The organism is Glutamicibacter sp. X7, assembly GCF_054889245.1.
Genome location: NZ_CM142678.1, coordinates 3,307,313 through 3,326,281, shown reverse-complemented (window position 1 = coordinate 3,326,281; position 18,969 = coordinate 3,307,313). Strand labels below are relative to the sequence as shown.

At 60.6% G+C, this 18,969-nt stretch carries 18 protein-coding genes; 6 read left to right on the top strand and 12 right to left on the bottom strand.

The window, feature by feature from the left end; translation table 11 throughout:
* Positions 1-385 precede the first annotated feature (385 nt).
* Genes ACYU0X_RS15805 through ACYU0X_RS15790 form a run of 4 tightly spaced genes read right to left on the bottom strand, consistent with a single transcriptional unit; the run spans position 386 to position 5,094 of the window.
* Positions 386-1,561: an MFS transporter gene (locus ACYU0X_RS15805; RefSeq protein WP_309409802.1), complete on the bottom strand. Its 1,176-nt coding sequence runs from the start codon at positions 1,559-1,561 to the stop codon at positions 386-388.
* Positions 1,562-1,590: 29 nt separating this feature from the next.
* Complete coding sequence (locus tag ACYU0X_RS15800; RefSeq protein WP_461901665.1) at positions 1,591-3,252, bottom strand: amidohydrolase; 1,662 nt, start codon at positions 3,250-3,252, stop codon at positions 1,591-1,593.
* A 16-nt stretch (positions 3,253-3,268) separates the two neighbouring features.
* On the bottom strand, positions 3,269-4,075 hold the full coding sequence (locus ACYU0X_RS15795; RefSeq protein WP_461901664.1) for an SDR family NAD(P)-dependent oxidoreductase: 807 nt from the start codon (positions 4,073-4,075) through the stop codon (positions 3,269-3,271).
* A complete protein-coding gene (locus tag ACYU0X_RS15790; protein WP_461901663.1) occupies positions 4,072-5,094 on the bottom strand; it encodes a phosphotransferase enzyme family protein in 1,023 nt (340 codons plus the stop codon). The genes ACYU0X_RS15795 and ACYU0X_RS15790 overlap by 4 nt, the downstream gene beginning before the upstream one ends.
* 172 nt (positions 5,095-5,266) lie before the next feature.
* On the opposite strand from ACYU0X_RS15790, the gene ACYU0X_RS15785 reads away from it, so the two are divergent.
* The 4 genes from ACYU0X_RS15785 to ACYU0X_RS15770 all read left to right on the top strand — a co-directional run bounded on the left by ACYU0X_RS15785 (position 5,267) and on the right by ACYU0X_RS15770 (position 10,716).
* The gene (locus tag ACYU0X_RS15785) at positions 5,267-5,902 is read left to right on the top strand and encodes a TetR/AcrR family transcriptional regulator (RefSeq protein WP_461901662.1); all 636 of its coding nucleotides are present in this window, start codon (positions 5,267-5,269) and stop codon (positions 5,900-5,902) included.
* Positions 5,899-7,212 (top strand): aspartate aminotransferase family protein, encoded by a 1,314-nt coding sequence (locus ACYU0X_RS15780; RefSeq protein WP_461901661.1) that lies wholly within the window; start codon positions 5,899-5,901, stop codon positions 7,210-7,212. The genes ACYU0X_RS15785 and ACYU0X_RS15780 overlap by 4 nt, the downstream gene beginning before the upstream one ends.
* Before the next feature lie 178 nt (positions 7,213-7,390).
* A complete protein-coding gene (locus tag ACYU0X_RS15775; RefSeq protein WP_461901660.1) occupies positions 7,391-7,780 on the top strand; it encodes a (deoxy)nucleoside triphosphate pyrophosphohydrolase in 390 nt (129 codons plus the stop codon).
* Between the two features lie 2 nt (positions 7,781-7,782).
* On the top strand, positions 7,783-10,716 hold the full coding sequence (locus ACYU0X_RS15770; RefSeq protein WP_461901659.1) for a DUF3427 domain-containing protein: 2,934 nt from the start codon (positions 7,783-7,785) through the stop codon (positions 10,714-10,716).
* Positions 10,717-10,797: 81 nt separating this feature from the next.
* On the opposite strand, the gene ACYU0X_RS15765 is transcribed toward ACYU0X_RS15770, so the two are convergent.
* Positions 10,798-12,315, bottom strand: coding sequence for an AAA family ATPase (locus ACYU0X_RS15765; protein ID WP_461901658.1), 1,518 nt, complete (start codon positions 12,313-12,315; stop codon positions 10,798-10,800).
* 105 nt (positions 12,316-12,420) lie between these two features.
* Between ACYU0X_RS15765 and ACYU0X_RS15760 the strand changes: the two genes are divergently transcribed.
* Complete coding sequence (locus tag ACYU0X_RS15760) at positions 12,421-12,948, top strand: ASCH domain-containing protein (protein ID WP_461901657.1); 528 nt, start codon at positions 12,421-12,423, stop codon at positions 12,946-12,948.
* 89 nt (positions 12,949-13,037) lie between these two features.
* Here the strand turns inward: ACYU0X_RS15760 and bcp are convergent, their stop codons facing one another.
* Positions 13,038-13,514, bottom strand: coding sequence for a thioredoxin-dependent thiol peroxidase (bcp, locus tag ACYU0X_RS15755; protein WP_309409784.1), 477 nt, complete (start codon positions 13,512-13,514; stop codon positions 13,038-13,040).
* 166 nt (positions 13,515-13,680) lie between these two features.
* Positions 13,681-14,229: a DinB family protein gene (locus tag ACYU0X_RS15750; RefSeq protein ID WP_461901656.1), complete on the bottom strand. Its 549-nt coding sequence runs from the start codon at positions 14,227-14,229 to the stop codon at positions 13,681-13,683.
* A 91-nt stretch (positions 14,230-14,320) separates the two neighbouring features.
* On the opposite strand from ACYU0X_RS15750, the gene ACYU0X_RS15745 reads away from it, so the two are divergent.
* The gene (locus ACYU0X_RS15745) at positions 14,321-15,277 is read left to right on the top strand and encodes a helix-turn-helix transcriptional regulator (RefSeq protein ID WP_309409781.1); all 957 of its coding nucleotides are present in this window, start codon (positions 14,321-14,323) and stop codon (positions 15,275-15,277) included.
* Here the strand turns inward: ACYU0X_RS15745 and ACYU0X_RS15740 are convergent.
* Genes ACYU0X_RS15740 through ureE form a run of 5 tightly spaced genes read right to left on the bottom strand, consistent with a single transcriptional unit; the run spans position 15,274 to position 18,960 of the window.
* On the bottom strand, positions 15,274-16,332 hold the full coding sequence (locus ACYU0X_RS15740) for a HoxN/HupN/NixA family nickel/cobalt transporter (protein ID WP_461901655.1): 1,059 nt from the start codon (positions 16,330-16,332) through the stop codon (positions 15,274-15,276). The two genes, ACYU0X_RS15745 and ACYU0X_RS15740, sit on opposite strands and share 4 nt — an antisense overlap.
* A gap of 24 nt (positions 16,333-16,356) precedes the next feature.
* Positions 16,357-17,121, bottom strand: a complete 765-nt coding sequence (locus ACYU0X_RS15735; RefSeq protein WP_461901654.1) for an urease accessory protein UreD — start codon at positions 17,119-17,121, stop codon at positions 16,357-16,359.
* A 59-nt stretch (positions 17,122-17,180) separates the two neighbouring features.
* Complete coding sequence (ureG, locus tag ACYU0X_RS15730) at positions 17,181-17,795, bottom strand: urease accessory protein UreG (protein WP_309409776.1); 615 nt, start codon at positions 17,793-17,795, stop codon at positions 17,181-17,183.
* A 33-nt stretch (positions 17,796-17,828) separates the two neighbouring features.
* Positions 17,829-18,494, bottom strand: a complete 666-nt coding sequence (locus ACYU0X_RS15725; protein ID WP_461901653.1) for an urease accessory protein UreF — start codon at positions 18,492-18,494, stop codon at positions 17,829-17,831.
* Positions 18,475-18,960 (bottom strand): urease accessory protein UreE, encoded by a 486-nt coding sequence (gene ureE, locus ACYU0X_RS15720; protein ID WP_461901652.1) that lies wholly within the window; start codon positions 18,958-18,960, stop codon positions 18,475-18,477. Before ureE ends, ACYU0X_RS15725 begins: the two co-directional genes overlap by 20 nt.
* Between the last annotated feature and the right edge of the window lie 9 nt (positions 18,961-18,969).

Genomic DNA, 18,969 nt, shown 5'->3' with positions numbered 1-18,969 from the left:
CCAGCGCGTTAGGGTGAGGAGTCCCATTTTGGTATTCAGTTTTGCTGGACATGCCTAGTGGTGGCACGACCGTCGACGGTCGCGCCACCACTAGGCGCAAGCTCGGAAATGCTCGCAATGTCCGTGTTCTGTACGACCAGGAAGCTCTCATCCACCGCGTGCCCTACATGGGTGTCTCTCGGGCATAGATTCGGAATATATGTGTCTCGCACGGGCACCGCTAACCCGCTTCGTGGCCCGTGCCCTTGCACTTAAACAAGGCGGATCGAGCGGCCCACAAAGTGTTCAGCCAACGCGACGAATAGCCACTGGCCCGATTCTCGTACGCACGCAGCATGCCCACCCTGACCATCCTGGTGAGGGTGGGCATGCTGCGTTAGGAGAATTAGGCCGTCACCGACTGTTGCTCGGGTTCGTCGGCCGAGACATTCGCCGCCCGGAAGACCACCAGCGAAGCCAGGACCGCCACGGCCAGGATGCTCAGGGCCACGGTGAGCATGACAGTGAAGCTGCCGGTGGTCTGAAGGATGGTGCCGGCAAGCATAGGACCGATGGCCAATCCGCCACCGATGACCATATTGGTGGCGTTCATAACCTGCGGGCCACCCACGCGGGAGACCTCGGCCAGCAAGAAGGGAAGCAACCAGCTCCACGCGATCTTGAACAGCACGGCCGCCAGCACGAAACGAATCAGCCCGGGCATCCCGTAGAGGAACGCGATGGAGATGCCCATCAGCACGAAGCCACCGAGCACGAAGTAGCGGGCCCGCGAGTTTTCGCCGACCAAGGTGCTGACGAAGGAGGCCGCGACACCGAAGAGGGTGGCGATACCAATCATGCTCGACGCGGTGTCCAGTGGGATCTGCGAGGCGATCGCAATCTGACCCATGAAGGTCCAAACCCCGCCGAGGGCTACGTAAAAGCCGAGCACCGCGATCAGTGCGCAGGCGAAGGGGAAGACGCGACGCTGAACGGCGGCACGTTCACCGGGTACCGCGTGGAGTTCGTTGCCCTTGACGCAGAGCGTGCAGAACAGGCACAGCGCGGCGAGCGCCGCAAGGGTCAGGTACACGGCCGAGACGGAACGCTGCGCGTAGATCACCGGGAACAGAAAGAGAATGATCGCGCCCATGGCCAGCTGGCTGACCACAAACAGACCGTAGGCCCGCGAGGGGTTGGCGGCCTTGGCGCTGAGCGACAGGATCACCACAATGATGGAACCGGCGGCGAACGAGGTGACCGCACGGACCGCGAGCAAGGAGCCGAAACTATCGGTCATCGAGGACAGCACGTTACCGGTGATCACCACCAGCAGGCACCAGAAGGTGAGTTTGCGGATGTTGACCTTGCGTAGCCACAGGAAGGCCGGCACGGTGGCCAGCGAGAAGCAACCAAGTTCCACGGACGCGATCAAACCAACCTGAGCCGGCTCCAGCCCCAGATCGGCGCTGAGCTTGGAAGCCAAAATCGGAGCGACGAGGAGGACCGCGTTGAGCACGGCGGAGATCGCCGCGATGTAGATGTAGATATTTCGTTCGGTGGTGCGAGTGGATATGGACATGTCATTGCCTAACTGAGTTCGGGCGGGGCTTAGCCGCGCGCGGTGTCCGCAACGGCCGCGTAAACGCGGCGGCCGGCGAAATAGGTGGCCTCGGGGCGAAGCTCGATGACCTGCTCGATGGGGCAGTGCATCGGGTCGGTGGGAAGCACGATGAAGTCGGCCGATTTGCCCACCTCGAGGCTGCCGGTGACGTCCTCCAGTCCGGCGGCCTCCGCGGCGGCTCGGGTGTAGGAGACCAGCGCCTCGGAGATGGTCATGGCCTGTTCCGCCCAAAGGGTTCCCGGGAAACTCCCGCTGGGATCCTTGCGGGTAACCAGTCCGTAGATGGCCGGCCACGGGTTGGGTGTTGGGACAACCGGCCAGTCACTGCCGGCGGCGATCCGGGCCCCGTGTTCGAGCAGCAGCCGGTTGGGTTGCACCTCGCTGGCCTGTGGTTCGTCGAGTACCTCGTGGAAGGTTTCGGCGATGACTCCCGGATACCAGATGGCCGGGGAGATATCTGCCGAGACGTTCAACTCGGCAAAGCGTGGCAGGTCTTCGGCGGCAATGAACTGGCCGTGAGCCACCTGGTACCGCACATGCGCGTACCCGGCGGCACGTACCTGGGCGACGGCGTCGAGTACCGCACGTACCGAGGCATCACCGGTGCAGTGGATTTTGGCTCCCACGCCTTGTTCGGCGGTGCGCAGCAACCATCCGGCCAATTTGTCTTGGCTCATGGTCATCTTCCCGTGAGAGCACGGATCCGATTCGCTCATGCCCTTATAGGGGTTGAGGAAGGCGGCGGTACGCGTGGGTGGCACCCCGTCGAGGAAGATCTTGATGAAGGTGGGGCGGTGATGCTCGCTGGCGGTGTCTGGCATGGCCTCGATAACCTCTTGGCCCACCGGGTCGAATCCGAAGATGAACTCCTCCACCGGAGTGGAGGAGACCACCCAGGCGTTCAGCCGCCCCTCAGTATCCAGTCGGTGCACCGCCTGCATAATCTGCTGCGAAGTGGCCGCGTCCTGAAAGCCCGTGATGCCGAAGGAGTTGCATTCGGCCACGCCCTGCGCGCTGGCTTCCATGAGCTTATCCAGCCCGAAAGGGGCAACGCGTTCCTTGGCTTTCTCGGCCATCATGCCCGCAGCTTCCACCAGCCATCCGGTGGGCTGGCCTTCCGCGTCACGGCAGATCTGGCCGCCCTCCGGGTCGGGCGTAATGGCATCGATCCCTGCCAGCTCCATGGCCGCCGAGTTCGCCCAACGGTTATGGATCGAATCATCGGTGAGCAACACCGGATGCCCGGCACTGATTTCATCCAGACGGGCCAGAGTCTGTGCGCTGTTGACCTGGTCGATAAGACCCGAACCGACGGAACCACCGGTGAGCCAAGCCCCCTCGGGCAGTTCGGCCACGGCCCGCCCAATGGCCTGCAAGATTTCCTCGAGGCCGGCGGTGGGTGGGATATTGAAGTCGAAGAGCGCCTTCTTCCCGCCCTGCGCGTGGTGAATGTGGGCATCGATCAGCCCGGGAAGAACGGTGCGTCCGCCCAGATCCACCGACTCGGCACCCTCGGCCAGCAGCGCATGGGCGCGCTCGCCGGTGGCCACGATCCGGCCATCGGCTACCGCGAAAGCATCCACGGTGCTCAGCTCGGCATCCATCGTGTGCACGGTGGCGTTGGTATAAACGAGGGTTGTATCGCTCATAGGTACTCCCGAAAAGTTAGGACAGGGCGTCGAAGGAAATGGTGGGCAGATCGACCATGTGGGCCCCGCCGTCCACGACGAGGGTGGCACCGGTGATGTAGCTCGAGTCCCGTCCGAGCAGGAAGGCCACGGTTCCGGCGATCTCTTCGGGATCGGCCGGGCGGCCCAGTGGGACATTCTCGGTGACCTTGGCGTAGGCGGCGGCCCGATCCGGCAACCCCATGGCACTGGAGAGCTCATCCATTTCCGCGTCGGCCATATCCGTGCGTACCCAGCCGGGGCAGATGGCATTGACGCGTACCCCACGCTTGCCGTAATCGCGGGCCATCGACCGGGTGAGTCCGATCAATGCATGCTTGCCCACCGTGTAACCGGCCACCGAGGGTCCAGCGGCAATGCCGGCCAGCGAGGAAACCACGACGATCCGTCCACCGGTTTCTACCAGATGCGGCAGGGCCGCGCGACAGAGCTTGAAAGCGGTGGTCAGATTCGCATCCAGGCTTGCAGCCCAGGAGCTATCTTCCGTGTCCACCACGGTAGAAAAGCCGTGTCCGCCCGCGTTGGCCAGCACCGCATCGATCCGACCATAGGTTTCGAGGGTGCGCCGCACCACGGATTCGGTGCTGTCGGTGTCGGTCATGTCGCCTGGCAGCGCCAAGGCATCGATCTCTGCGGCGGCCGCCTCGAGCGGCTCGGCGCGGCGGCCGGTAAGCACCACCCGGTAACCCTCGGCACGCAACCGGTGTGCGGCGGCGCGGCCGATGCCGGTGCCGCCACCAGAAATCAGGGTGACGGGGGAGTGTTCGGTCAATTCCGGGTTCATGCTCGGCCTCCGGTGTTGGCAACGGGAGTGGTGTGCTGGCGTGCAATAAGTTCGAGTACTACGGGAACCACGCGCTGTTCGATGAAGCTGGCTTCCTCATCTCCGTGCCGCTCGGCGGCCCAGCCGAGGTAGGTCAGTCCGCGAGCGACCAACAGGTCCTCCCAAGGGTCGAAGAAATCGTCGGGCAGCCCCGGGCGTTCGGAGCGGTATCCGGCCTCGAGACCCCGGCGGTACTCGTTGAGCAGCGGGTGGCGGGAGTAGAAGAAAAGCACGGTGACCAGATCGAATAGGTGCCATCCGGTACCGAAGTCATCGAAGTCGATCAGCGTGGGGTCAGTGCCGCTGATCAGCACGTTTTCTGGGGTCAGGTCTGCATGGATCACGCCGAAATGGGCCGCGTCGCGCGGTAGTTGCTGTAGCCGGCGATGAAGTCTTTGCATTGCCGCGGCGATCATCTCGCGTTCGCCGGATTCCAGGGTTGGCAGCTTCGTCGGGTCACCCCACAGTGGGGCCGATCCGGCTAGTCCGTCGGCGTCCCAAGCGCCACGAGTGAAGTCTTCCGGCACACCTATACTCATGCAGGCCCGATGAAGTCGACCGAGTTCGCGGCCCAGAGCATGGAAGTCATCCTCGCTCAAGGATGGGTCGCAATCGAGGGCGGCAACAATGTCGCCCATGGGCGCGGCATCTTCGATCCAGTGCTGTAGATCGATCACGACCTCGGTCTCGGCAGTTCCGTGGCTGCAATTGGCAGCACCATCGGTGGTGGCGACCAGCTGTGGCACCCGCAAACCGTAGTGGGAGAGCTCCAATAGGTAGTTGGCTTCCGAGTTAAGTTCCGCGTTGCTGTGATAGCCCACGCGGTGGATGCGGGCCGCATAGGCGTGTCCATGGTTTGTGGTCACCCGGAAGACGTAATTCTCGCGGTATTTGACCAGGTCAAGTTCGGCCGAATCCTCGATCCCATAGCGGGGGAGAACGGTCCGGAGTGCGGCTTCGGCGGCGCTGGCGGAGATCATGGAGCCCTTTCGGGTGCGTGGCTAAATCTGTGATGGTGGTCATATTCAGTAAAAAGTTGAACAGAGTGTTTGTCAACAGTACAGAGTGTTCAACTTTTTAGTTTTTCTGGTTATGCTGGTGCCAACGGGTCATCCGACCCAGGCCACGCCCCTTCGAATTTTCCGAGGACTCATGAGCCAGATTCCTGCGATCACCAGCCAACGCGAACGCAACCGGTTGCGGACCCGAAACGACATCATGGATGCTGCTGCGCAATTGCTCAGCGACGGCGGCTACGCGGGCACCGCCCTCGAAAAAATCGCCGGACTCGCAGGGATCGCCCGCGGCACCATCTACGCCCACTTTCCCGGCGGCCGCGAAGAAATCGTCCGCGCGGTCTACCTGCGCTTGGCCGAAGCCGTCCTGCACCGCGGTGCGGAACTGCGCGAAGAAGCCGAAGGGTTGGTGGAACGCACCCGTGCCTTGGCGCGAGCGCTGACCGAAGCCAGTGCCGACCCCCGGGGTCGCTTCTATGGCATCATGGGTCCGGACCTCGCGCCGGTGCTCGCCGGAGTCACCGGAACCGCCTCGCGGTCCTTCGAAAACTTCATCCGGGATGACCTGATTCTGGCGCAACAGGAGGGCCGCCTCGTCCCTGGCGCCGACGCCGACGCGCTGGCCAATACGCTCAACGGCGCTCTGCGCGCCGCCGGTACCCGCGCCGCTACCGACCCAGAAGCGGTCGAGGCCCAAATCCACGCCATCGGCCTATTGGCCGCCGGGCTTCTACGCCCCGAAGAGACCTCCACGAACGGAGAGCAGCTATGACCAACGTTGCCCCACAACAAGAACTGTCCCCATCCACGGCGGCGCTAATGGCCCGCCGGGTCGCTACCCTTGGCCCACACTCGCCGCTGTTCTATGACACCCCGCTGGAACTGGTCAGCGGCCGCGGCGTGTGGCTCACCGATGCCGCCGGACGCACCTACCTCGACGCCTACAACAACGTGCCGCACGTGGGGCATGCGAATGAGGTCGTGGCCGACGCCGTCAACCAACAGATGCGTACCCTGAACCTACACACGCGGTACCTCAACCACATGGTGGTGGACTACGCGGAAACGCTACTGGAGACTTTCGGGGCACATCTCAATCGGCTCTTCTTGGTCAACTCCGGCTCCGAAGCCAATGAGCTGGCTTTGCGCATCGCACGCCAGCACACCGGCAACACCGGCATCCTCGTCTCCGATTTCAGCTATCACGGCAACACCACCTCACTGGCCGAGCTGACCACTGGTCTCACCGTTCGTGAGCCCTTCGGCGCCCACGTGCGCGCTATCCGGGTGCCCGACGCTACCGGACTCGACGAAGCGCAGGCGGAGGCGCTATGCGTCCAGGCGCTCGCCGAGGTCGATCGTGCGATCGACTCACTCCAGCAGGCAGGCTTTGGCATATCCGCCTCGCTCTTCGACCTCATCTTCTCCACCGAAGGACTGCTGAAGGTTCCGGCCGGCTACGTCGAAGGCCTGGCACAGCGTGTCCAGGCGGCCGGTGGTCTGTTCATTGCCGACGAAGTCCAGTCCGGCTTTGGGCGCCTCGGTACCCACATGTGGGGGCACCAGCTCTACGACATCACCCCGGATCTCGTCACCCTTGGCAAGCCCATGGGCAACGGTCACCCGGTGGGTGCGGTTGTTACCACCGAGGCGCTGCTCGATGAATTTGGTCGCCACAACATGTACTTCAATACCTTCGCTGGGAGCCCGGTTTCCTCGGCTGCGGGGCTCGCGGTGCTCTCGCAGATGCGGGACCGGAACCTGATGGAGAACGCCGTCGCCAACGGCGAGTTCATTGCCGACGCCATGCGTGAGATCGCGAAGGACAGCCCGATCATCGGTGCAGTTAGAGGCCAAGGGCTATTCTTCGGCTACGACATCGTACAACCGGATAATCCATCAGCTCCCAATGCAGCAGCAACCAAGCAACTGATCGAACTCATGAAGGCCAAGGGCGTGCTGATTAGCCGCATCGGGCGTCACGACAATGTGCTCAAGATGCGCCCGCCAATGGTGATTGAACGCGAGCAGGCGCAATTGCTCGTGGAGACGTTGGCTGAGGCTGTGGCAGAGATGAGCTGAGAAGCCTCTTGGATGGGCGTCTCAGCATTTCGACGGGTCGGTCGCGCCAAGCTCGGTGCCTGCTTCGACCAAAATGTCGCAGAAATGCATATGCTTGTACGGAGCCGACGACGCAATCCGTTAGGTTATTTTCGTCGTGCAGCCACTGGTATTTTTCTGAAGCGCATTAGGAGCCAGCTTGAAAAAGCAAATCAACGTTGTCGGTGCAGTGATTGAGCATGAAGGCTTTGTGCTCTGCGCACAACGGGGGTCGGGCAGCCTAGCGGGCATGTGGGAGTTCCCTGGCGGAAAGATTGAACCGGGTGAAACGGCCCGTGCGGCGCTGCAACGTGAAATTGACGAGGAATTGAAGTGCATCGTAGAAGTCGGTGAGGAAGTCACTACGACTACTCACGACTATGAATTCGGTGTAGTCACTCTGACGACGTTCTACTGTCGCCTTCTCGAGGGCGAACCGCAGCTGACGGAACATACGGAGGTTCGCTGGTTGGCACCAAGCAAGTTATCGTCGCTTGAATGGGCTCCGGCCGATGTTCCGGCCGTTGAACTAATCGAAGCAGCGCGGTAAGCGTGATTGAGCACGACCTGGTCTTTAAGGGGCCACTTAGTGCGGATGTAACGTTCGGGTTCTTGGATCGCTCTGCACCATCGGCCCAAGACCACCACCCTGAGGTCGTCGTTAATACCGAGGACCGGTCAGTCCTGCGCATTCTTCGCGAAGAACTTGCACGTAGTGATGAATTCCTTTTTTCCGTTGCCTTCGTGACTCCAAATGCTCTAGCCATGCTGAAACAAGAGCTCGTCGAATTCAGTGGTAAAGGCACTATCGTCACGTCGGACTACTTGGCATTCAATTCTCCCGAAGCTTTCCGTGAACTACTGAACCTTGAGCGCCTCGGAATTGAAGTTCGGCTTCATTCGGCGAAGGCGTTTCACCCCAAAGGGTACGTATTTAAGAATGCAAACATCGTCACAGCGATGATCGGTAGCTCGAATTTGACGGCCGGTGCAATCGTTAGCAACCATGAGTGGAATCTCAAGGTTTCTGCTTCGGTTGATAGTGATCTATCGGGTCAGATTGATCATCTAATTCAGCGGCAGATTGAAGACTCAGTTCCCTTGCGAAGTGATTGGGTCGACGAATATGCACGCCGCTATAGCCCAATGATTCAGAGCCACGTCGCCCGGCTAGATCCTGACGAAAGCGTCTCGGGGGACGCCGAAGTTTCTCTCGACAGTGGCAAGTCTCAAATGCCGATCATGCCAAACTTGATGCAGGTTGATGCGCTGAAGGCTATCGCTGCCGTGCGCGGCGAGGGGGCCGAACGTGCTGTGGTTGTCTCTGCCACCGGTACAGGTAAAACGATCTTGTCGGCACTTGAAGTTCGGGCTGCGAACCCAGAGCGCTTTCTCTTCATTGTGCATCGGGAACAGATCTTAGATAAGACCATGTCCGAATATCGCCGTGTTATCGGTGGTGCCCCCGAACAGTTTGGGAAACTAGCCGGAACTTCCAAGCAGGTAGAACGCCGCTTTGTCTTCGCGACGGTGCAAACACTGCAGCAGGACTCTGTGCTCAGCACGATTACCCCAGGCAGTTTCGACTACGTGATTGTTGACGAAGCTCATCGCGTCGGAGCGAGATCTTATGCCAAGGTTCTAGAGCATTTGCAGCCCAAGTTCCTATTGGGATTGACCGCTACCCCCGAACGTAGCGATGGGTTTAATGTCTTTGAGTTTTTTGACTACAACGTTCCTTATGAAATTCGCCTTGGACAGGCACTCGAATCGGACATGCTCAGCCCTTTCCATTACTACGGCATCGCTGATGTCGAAACGGGCGAAGGGAGGCTTGGACTTGATGATGATCTTCGTGGCCTGATATCCGCCGAGCGGGTTACCCATATTGTCAGAGCAATCGAAACATACGGTCAGGCCGGGGTCCCAGCAAAGGGGCTCATATTCTGTTCCCGTAACGATGAAGCAAGAGCGCTATCGATCGCTTTAAACAAGGAGTCGCTGCGCGATAAACCCCTACGCACTCAGACCTTGCAGGGTAGCGACTCGATTGAACACCGCGAACATGTGGTTGCCATGCTGGAACGCGGGGAGCTTGACTACATATTGACGGTCGATATCTTCAATGAAGGCGTCGATATTCCATCGGTCAATCAGGTGATCATGCTTCGCCAAACGCAGTCGGCCATTGTCTTTGTTCAGCAGCTCGGTCGAGGACTGCGAAAGCACGCCGATAAGGATTATTTGGTCGTCATCGATTTCATCGGTAACTACGCGAATAACTACTTGATCCCCATCGCCCTCTTTGGCGACGAATCACTAAACAAAGAGATCCTCAAAGAAAAAATGATCTCAGTTGAGCAACGTGGCACCTTCGCTGGCCTTTCCAGCATCCGTTTCGACAAGATTGCCCAGCAGCGTGTACTTGAATCTATCCGCAGCACAGCGCTGGACAGCATTATGCAGTTGCGCGCATCGATCAAGTCAATGAGCAATCGGGTGGGTGGCGTTCCGCGCTTGATGGACTTCCATAGGTTTGAGTCTGTGGACCCGGTCCTGCTTGCGACCAAGAAGAACAACTACCCAACGCTGGTCCGAGCATTGCTTAAAGATGGCCCAGTGTTTGAAGATTCGCTTGAAGACCTATTGTCACTGATCTCCAACGAGATCATGACAGCAAAACGGCTGCATGAGTTTATTCTGCTCGAAACCTTGCTGTCGCAAGGCTCACTCTCTCGACAGGCCATACGAGACTTGTTCTCGGCCCATGGGTTGAGTTCGTCGGATCGAATTGTCGACAGCGTCATTGAATCATTGACGCTGGCTAATCATGCGCAAGCTGACATCAAGAAGTACGGCACTGAACTCGCTGAGTTTCACCCCGAGCGCGTGACGGTTAACGCCTATTTGCAGGAATCTTACGAGAGAAATAAGCAATTCGCGCTCGAAGTTGATGACATTATCGCTACCGGAAAAGCTATCGTTGCTCTGCGGTACTCGGATGGGAAACCGTTTATCCTTGGGGCACAGTACTCGCGTAAAGAGGTCACACGTCTGCTGGGTCTGCCCAGGAAGTGGACATCTACGTTATACGGGTACAAGGTCGACCGAGCGTCTGGAACATGCCCGATTTTCGTCACCCTGCATAAGTCTGAAGAAATCTCCGAGAGTACTGCTTATCAAGATGCTTTGCTGAACCCTTCTACTCTCCGGTGGTTCACTCGAAGCCGTCGGACATTGGCCAGCGACGAAGTTCAAGCGATCATTACAAATTCAGTAGATCTGCACGTCTTCGTGAAAAAGGATGATGCGGAAGGGTCTGAATTCTTTTACCTAGGGAAATCTACGGCGGCCAACCCCCAGCAAGACGTGATGCAAGGGAAGGATGGAGCTGTTTTGGATGTCGTTCATATAGATCTTCGCTTCGAAAAGCCCATTGATACAGCCTTGTACGATTACTTGAAGCCGAACGAATTGCTGCACTGATTTCACAACACTCCGAAGCGCGGAGGGCTAGCAGAATTGCGCTACAGAAAGACGAAATGCGCAATCGCGCCTATGCGCCGCTCACTGCTCATCTTCCATGTTGTGCCCAGCTCCAGGGGCAACACCGGGTTCAGGCACGAAGTAGTCGACAGATGACACAGCTTCAGGGAAGAACCCGAAAGACCCGCCCTCATGTACATGGCCGTGTTCCAGGTCCTCGTCGCTGTGTTCAGGGTCTGCGGTGCCGCCGAGTAGATTGCGAGTCGTATCGGCCTGGTTGCTCATGAGTTCTTCGGCCGCCTGTATAAGGTGCGAGTCCGAGGGATCTATACCCTCTGCCGCGGCAAGCAAGACGCTGCGGCGGATGAGCTCCTTAATGAAGGAAGCGGTCGTCCCATCGATCCTCTCGGCTACCTCATGGAAGGTCTCCTCCGACGCGTGGACGTGCTTTCCGTAGAGATGTAGTAGAGAAAGTCTTCCGTCACGGTCGGGCCGGGGTATCTCGACCGCAAGATCGATGCGACCGGGGCGCTGGACCAGGGCACGCTCAAGTGATTCGACGCGGTTCGTGGTGAGCAGGAACGCTACATCGGCATCTGGATCCAGCCCATCCATGGCATCAAGAACTTCAAAAAGCAGTGGCTGCGGACCGTGTCCGAAAGAACGGTCTTCGGCTATCAGATCGCAATCTTCGAGCACTACGAGTGAGGGCTGAAGAGCACGAGCCATGGCGGCTGCCTCGCTGACTAGTGCAAGTGAATTTCCATTGAGAAGGACGACCGTATGGTCCTTGGCGGCGGAGGTCAGATAGCGCACCGTATGGGTTTTGCCGGTTCCTGGAGGGCCATATAGCAGTACACCCCGCTTTAGATGAATTCCGCGGTCCCTGAGGAAATCACGGTGGTTACCAATGCCGAGGACTTGCTCATCGATCCGTTCGCGCGTGCCGGAGGGAAGCACGAGCTGGTGGGGCTGCATATCACCACGGTGATGGAACGTCACTCCGGCGTTCGTGCTGCCATATTCGGAGGTCTTGAAGGTAATGACGTGGCCGCGATAGATGCTGGTGGTGCGCAGTCCTTCTCGGAATTCGTCGATGAAGTTGTCCGCGGATGCTTGGTCGGGGCTTACGATCTCAAGGGAGTTGTCAGTGCGCCCGAACCGTTCATTGGCCGTGCGGATCAACACGGCCATTGGTGTGCCGCGGTAGGCGAATAGATGCATTCCCATGGACAGGAAGCGGCGTTGCTCGTCTGGGCCTGTAGCCATGGAAATGTAGTCGGGTTCGCCGATGAAACCGACGGGACCGGACGATTCCAGATGATCTGCCAGCTCCATGTGGTGTCGTTCCCTGCCCGCGAATCCGATGAGTTTTGCGTTCGGATCGCGGCTCACGATGTCATCAAGGACGATATTCGCATCTGCGAGCCGATGGGCGCTGAAATTCTCAGTCAGGACCGGCACGGTCGATGGCTCCGCGCCAAGAAATTCCCTGAGGACGGGCACAAGCTGAGGACTCTCCGACTCGGGGTGATGGTCGAGAACTAGACGGGATAAGCGAACGAAGGAATCGGCAAACGACGTCAGGTTTTCATCCATGGGGCGAGGCTATCAGGGATAGTACATTCTGTGGACCGACAGGCCGGAACTATTTTCTGACAAGCGGATAATCAGTTTGCCTAGAGAGAATGGAACGATGGAAGCATGAGCGATTCAACATATTCATCATTGCCAGCGATAAAACATCCGGCTGCGCAGCAGTTATGGGAAGAATATTTGGCCGCCTTTGAGGGTATTGAGCGTCCAACGGAATACACGGCCGAGTGTTTCGGGGATAGCCCGGAGTTAGCCGACGAGCTGTTGCATGCCGTGAGCCACGGGGCCAAGCGGGCTACCTCTTCACTGGAGATCGAGTACGCGCAGTTCGATGAACCGCTGCCCGAGGTGGGCCGTTATTGGATGATTTGCGACGGACGTGGTCAACCGCAGCTCATTACGCGGGTCTCGTCCGTGGAGAAACGCAGCTTCTACGACGTGGACGCCGATTTTGCCGCCGCGGAAGGCGAAGGGGACTTGTCGCTGGAGTATTGGCGCCGCGAGCATGAAGCATTCTGGCGTCGCACCCAAGGTTCCATGGGTAATGAATGGTCGCCCGCAGATACTGACAAGCCGGGGCACAAGGTGATCATGGAGCGCTTTGAAGTTTGTTGGCCGCCGAAGTTCGCGAACTAGGCGATACCAACAATGCCGCGGCCCCTTCTCCTTGGAAGAGGGGTCGCGGCATTGCTATTGATTCGCCGGGTGGCGAGTTGTTGGTGAGGCTAGACGCCCAAAGTTTCGCGCAGGCGCGCCACGTGCCCCTGGGCGTCAACGCCGTATTCAATGTGGCTGATGGTGCCTTCGGCGTCGACGACTGCGGTCGAGCGCAGGGTGCCGACAATGGTGTTGCCGTTGATGTTTTTCTCGCCGTATGAGCCGTAGGCCTTGGCGACATTGTTGTCCGGATCGGACAGTAGCGGGAAGTTCAGCGACTCATCGGCGGCGAACTTGGCGATGTCTTCTGGCTGGTCAGGCGAAATACCCAGCACGGTGTAGCCGGCGCCCTGCAACGAGTTGAGGTTATCGCGGAAGTCGCAGGCCTCGGTGGTGCAGCCGGGAGTGGCGGCCTTCGGGTAGAAGTAGACGATGACGTTCTTGCCGGCCTGATCTGCCAAGGAGACGGTGTTTCCGTTGGCGTCCTGCAGGGAGAAATTCGGGGCTTTCTGGCCGACGGTCAGCGGGGTGGAGTACTGGCTCACGACAAACTCACTTTCATATAGCGATATTTTGATTCCATTCTATGGTGCTAGTGATGTGATTTCTAGTGTACGGCGTTGACCGACGAGTCTCCCGAGCAGCTAACGCTCGATGGCCCTGTGCGTCCTAGCGGCATGGAACCGTGCGGGCGCACAGGGCGCCATCGCGCTAACCCATGGATTTCGCCCCGTCCAGCGATTCGCGGATGATGTCCGCATGCCCGGCATGCTGGGTGGTTTCGGCGATGATGTGCAACAGGGTGCGGCGCACCGACCAGTGGGTGCCGGTGAACCAAGGTGCCTGCGGCAATTCGTGGACTTGATCCAGATCCACCGTGGCGAGCAGTTCGTCGGTGGCGGCAGCGACCTCGTCGTAGCGCTGCAGTAGTCCTGCAAGCGTTTCGTCCGCGTTCATCCGGAACTCTTCGTGGAAGGCTTCCATCATTTCCTCGGTGATCGTGCTGAAATCCGTGCCGTCCCAACCCATTGCGGCACGCCCCTGCACGATGAAATTGCGCCACTGCTCCTCCACGCCGGTGACGTGTTTGATCAGACCGCCGAGGGTCAGCGCGCTGGCGGTGGTGCGCAAACGGGCCTGATCATCGCTCAGCTCGCGGGTGGTGAACTTCAGGAAATGCCGCGCATTGGCCAGGGCCTGGTGCAGGCCTGCGCGTTCGCCGGTCAGCGTGGTATCTGGGGTGACCATCGTGGTGCACATGGGGTGCTCCTTGGGTTGAAGTGGCTTGGTAGGTTCAAGAGTAGAAGCAATAAGTGTCAGTTTTTGTCCTCAATAAGAAGAGAATATTTTCATGAGCTCCAGCGAACGCTTCATCCGCTTACTGTCGCTACTCCAGACGCATCGTTACTGGTCCGGCGACGAGTTGGCGCAACGACTCGATGTTTCCCTGCGCACGCTACGGCGCGACGTCGAACGTTTGCGGGATCTGGGCTACCCGGTGCAGGCCGAACGGGGAGTGGGCGGTGGCTACCAGCTGGCCGCCGGTGCGGCACTGCCCCCACTGGTGCTCGACGATGATGAAGCCGTCGCGCTCGTGGTGGGCCTGCAGTCCGCCGCCCACGCCGGGGTGAGCTCGCTTGCCGAAGCATCGGTGCGCGCGCTGACCAAGGTGGTTCCGGTGCTCCCGGCCCGGTTGCGGAAACAGGTACAGGCGTTAGCCACGGCAACGGTGCCGTTGGGGTCAGGCGAACCGGCTCCCGAATTCGCCGAACCCGAAGCTCTCGTGGTTTTCGCACAGGGCTGCCGCGACCGTGAGCGCATCTCCTTCGACTACGTCGATGCCCGTGGCGGTGCCACCTCCCGACGGGTAGAACCGGTCAACCTCGTCAGCGTGGCCAACCGGTATTACCTGGTTGCCTTCGACCTCGACCGGCAAGATTGGCGCAGCTTCCGCGTTGACCGGGCCCGAGACGCCAAGGCGCAGGCATTACGTTTCACGCCCCGGCCCATCCCCGGCGGGGATGCGGCCGAATTCGTTCGGCGTGGGCTACGCGGCAGCGAGCGCCACGAATGCAGCGCGGTGATCCACGCCCCGACCGGCGACGTCCGGCGCGCCATCGGACGCTGGTTTGAAGTTGAAGAGCTCGGCGCGCAAGCCTGCCGGGTACGAGCCGACACCAACGACCTGCGCTGGGCCGCGTTTGCGCTCGCTAGCACCGCCGCGGAACTCAGCGAGGTACGCCCCGCCGCCTTGGTCCAGATGCTCCACGAATGGTCGGCTCGACTGGCCCGGGCCACCGCCGACTAGCTGGTCACGGACGTGCGCCGTGGTGCCGAAAGCTTCCACAGCCCCCAGGAAACCAACCACACTGCGAGGAACAGGCCGGCGGTGATCAGCCCGAAGTACTCCAAATCAATGCCGGACACCAAGGAAATCACCCCGACTGGTTCGCCACGCAGGGTTTCGACGAGCCCGCCGAGCACCACCGCGGCCACCGCGAAGGCCACGAACACGGAGAAGGTGGTGACCACCAGCGCATACCCGGCCCGGCGGACCGGTTCCTTATGCGCCCAGCGGTAGACCCCGCCCATGGCCAGGCCGTTGAGGCTGTCGCAGGTCACCATGCCCGCGGTAAAGAGCAACGGCAGACACAGCATGACGTACCAGGGCAGGGCGAGGGCCGCACCGCCGGAGATGACCAACAGGCCGATCGTGGCCGCGGTGTCGAAGCCCAGCCCGAAGAGCAAACCCAGCGGGTAGAGCTTGGCCGGCGAATCAACCTTTCGGGCCAAGGGCTCGATTACCCGAGCCAGCACCCCGCGTTTGGCCAATGCGGTTTCCAAGCCCTGGGCGGTGTCCGCCCCGGAGCGCAGCGCCCGGATCGACCGGACGAGCTGCACCAGCGAAAGAAGATTAATCATCCCGATAAGCACCAGGAAGCTTCCGGCGACCGCCGGGCCCCAGACTCCGGTGATGTGTAGGAACAGCGACTCGGGATTCTCTAGGGCACCGGCCAAGGCAGTAGCTCCGGCGGCCAGCAGCACCATGGCACCGAGCACGACGCTCGAATGGCCCAGTGCAAACCAGAAACCGGTGCTGGCATGCGGTAGGCCCCGGCCGGAGAGGGTACGGGTGGTGTTATCAATGGCGGCGATATGATCGGCGTCGAAGGCATGGCGCACCCCCAGCAGGAAGGCGCTGGCCGCGAGCCCGGCGGTAAAGAGTTGCCCGCCGCGAAGGGCGAAGCCGTGACCGGCCACCGCGAGGGCGAAAAGTCCCCAGGCCACGAGGTTCAGTGCCAGAACTCCGCCCAATACCTTGAGAACCTGATGCTTTTGGCCGGCCACCGAGCTTTGAGTCATGCTGTGCTCCTTGAAATGAAAATGTCAGTATTTGCGCAGGTCCCACCCGGTGCCGGGTAGACCGCGAGCGCGCTGATAGAGCCGACCGAGATCGTCGACCAGCGCACGTAGCCGATCGGTGTCGGCCCCCAGCGCTCGGACCACCACGCCCGGCCCGGCCAACAGTCCGCAACCACTGAGTATCTGAGGTTCTGCCTCGGCGCAGCGGGCGCGAATCTCGCCAAGGAGCCGCTCATCGACGCCGATCCCGGCAATGACCACCGAGGCGCAATGGCTCTTCGTACCCAACCAGGCGGGGTCGTCGACCGCTTGTTCGCCCGGAGCGAGTAGCAGGTTTTCGTGAAGCAACGGCGCCCCGGCAACGCCTAGCCGGGTACGTAAACGGACCTGCTCGTACCGGAAACTTCCGCCATCCGGGGACCAGCCCGGGGTGATAATTTCGGCCCCAAAGTAGCCGGCACTGGCATCGGCCAACTCGATCACGGTGTCTTGTTCGTAGCGCGCGTGCGCATAGGCGATCAGCTGGTCGGGGACATTTTCCAGCACCGCCCCCGAGGCCAGACTGAAGCGCTGTTCGCAGTATGCGGGCTCACCGGTGCTGCGATAGACCTTGGTGGCCGACTGGGTGGTCAGCAAGGTACGGGTGCCCGCGCCGCCGTGGTACTCCAGCAGGTAGCGGTCGCCACTGAGATATCCGCCGCCCGGATTGACCACGGTAATGGTGGTGCGCTCCGTGGTGGGGTGGGCGCGCAGGATGCGCAGTGCTCCGCGGTGGAATTGCTGGCTCACCCGGGTGCGGCCGTCGCCTGTATTCAGTGTGGCAAGGCGCAGCGTCCCGGTTTCGGTGGCTACACCAGATCCAGCATCAGCACATCGTGGCGCAACCACTGCAGCACCGCCTCGAGCCCCTCGTCGGTTTTCAGATTGGTGAAGCAGAAGGGCCGCTCGCCACGGAACACCTTCGAATCGGACTCCATCACCGCGAGGTCGGCACCGACGTGCACGGCCAGATCGGTTTTGTTGATGATGAACAGGTCGGACTTGATCATGCCCTGACCGGCCTTGCGCGGGATCTTCTCACCCTGGGCCACGTCGATGATGTAGATGGAGACATCGGCGAGTTCGGGGCTAAAGGTGGCCGAAAGGTTATCGCCCCCGGACTCCACGAAGATTACCTGAAGGTCCGGGTGGCGTTCCTTGAGCTCGGCAATGGCCTGCTCATTCATGGAGGTGTCCTCGCGGATCGCGGTATGCGGGCAGCCACCGGTTTCAATGCCGATGATGCGTTCGAGTGGGAGTACCGAGTTTTCCGAGAGGATTTTCGCGTCCTCGATGGTGTAGATGTCATTGGTGATCGCGGCCATGGAGATCTCGTGGCTGGCCGCCCGGGTCAGCCGCTCGATCAGCTGGGTTTTGCCGGCGCCGACCGGGCCGCCGATGCCAATGATTACCGGGTCGTTCATCGTGGGTCCTGCTTTCAACTAGTGGTGTGGCTGCTAACTCATGAACATGCGCATGGACTGGTGTTCGTGCCGCAGCTGGGCGATTTCAAGTCCGGGGGCCGCGCTGCCAAACTCCCGCTCATCCAGCGTGCTGGCTTTGACCGCGGCCGCCGCGATGGCCGGACGCAGGGCACTGAGCACCCGTTGGCCGGCCAACTGCCCCAGCGGTATGGCGCGTACGGCGTTCTGCACCAGGGTGGTCACCGAGGAATGCAGGAACACCTGAACCAGGACGGTGAAGTCCAGACCAAGGTGCTTGCCGAATAGGGCGAAGCCCAGCGCGAAGTGTTCGGGCCACTGCAGCGGTGCGGTGCCGAGCGTGCCGTCGATCTGCGGGGCGAGTTTGATCAGTTGCGCACCCATGCGGCGATTGGCCAGTCGCACCTGAGGCGCCACCGTGGCCGCCGCCAGCAGCGCGTGCACCCGAGCGGGATCTTGTCCCTCATAGATCCAGCGCATGGCCAAGGTCTCCGAACACAGCAGCTGGGTCTCCAAGTAGCTACGAAGCCAGCACTGCAGCGACTCTTCATCGCCGATCAGCCCGGCGACGATCGGGGATTCCAGGCCAAAGGAGTGGCTGAACGCCCCGGTGGGCAACGCCGAGTCGGCCAGCTGCAGCAGCAGCGAGAGCTCTTCGCCCTTAGTGGGTGTGTTCGGCATGGCGGAAGGGCACCGGCATTACTCGGTCGGTTCGTTCATACGGCACCGCGTGCGCATCGAGAAAGTCGCAGACCGTATGGTCGTATTGCACCACCATCACCTCCGCGCCATACGCCGAGTCGGGGCCGAAGAACTGCGCCTGCAGGTGCCGGTTGCCCAAGGAGTGCGCGGTGAACAAGGCCTGCTCGATACTTCGTGGGCTGATCACCAACACATCGGTGGGTAGCAGTTTCACCGCCACCAGCCCCTTCTCATCGCGGTGCAGAATATCGCCGTCACGCAGGTCGCGGTGACCTCCGGGCAGACGCAACCCTAGCTCGCGGTCATGATCGGTGCGTAGCCGCTGAATGCGTTTGGTCAGTTGCGCGCCGGAGAGCAGCACATATTCGCGGTGTAGTTGCGCCAGTTCCCGTGCCTGCGCCTCATCCAGTTCGTGCAGGTTGCCCTGCAGGGAATCGATCAACATGACAAGTCC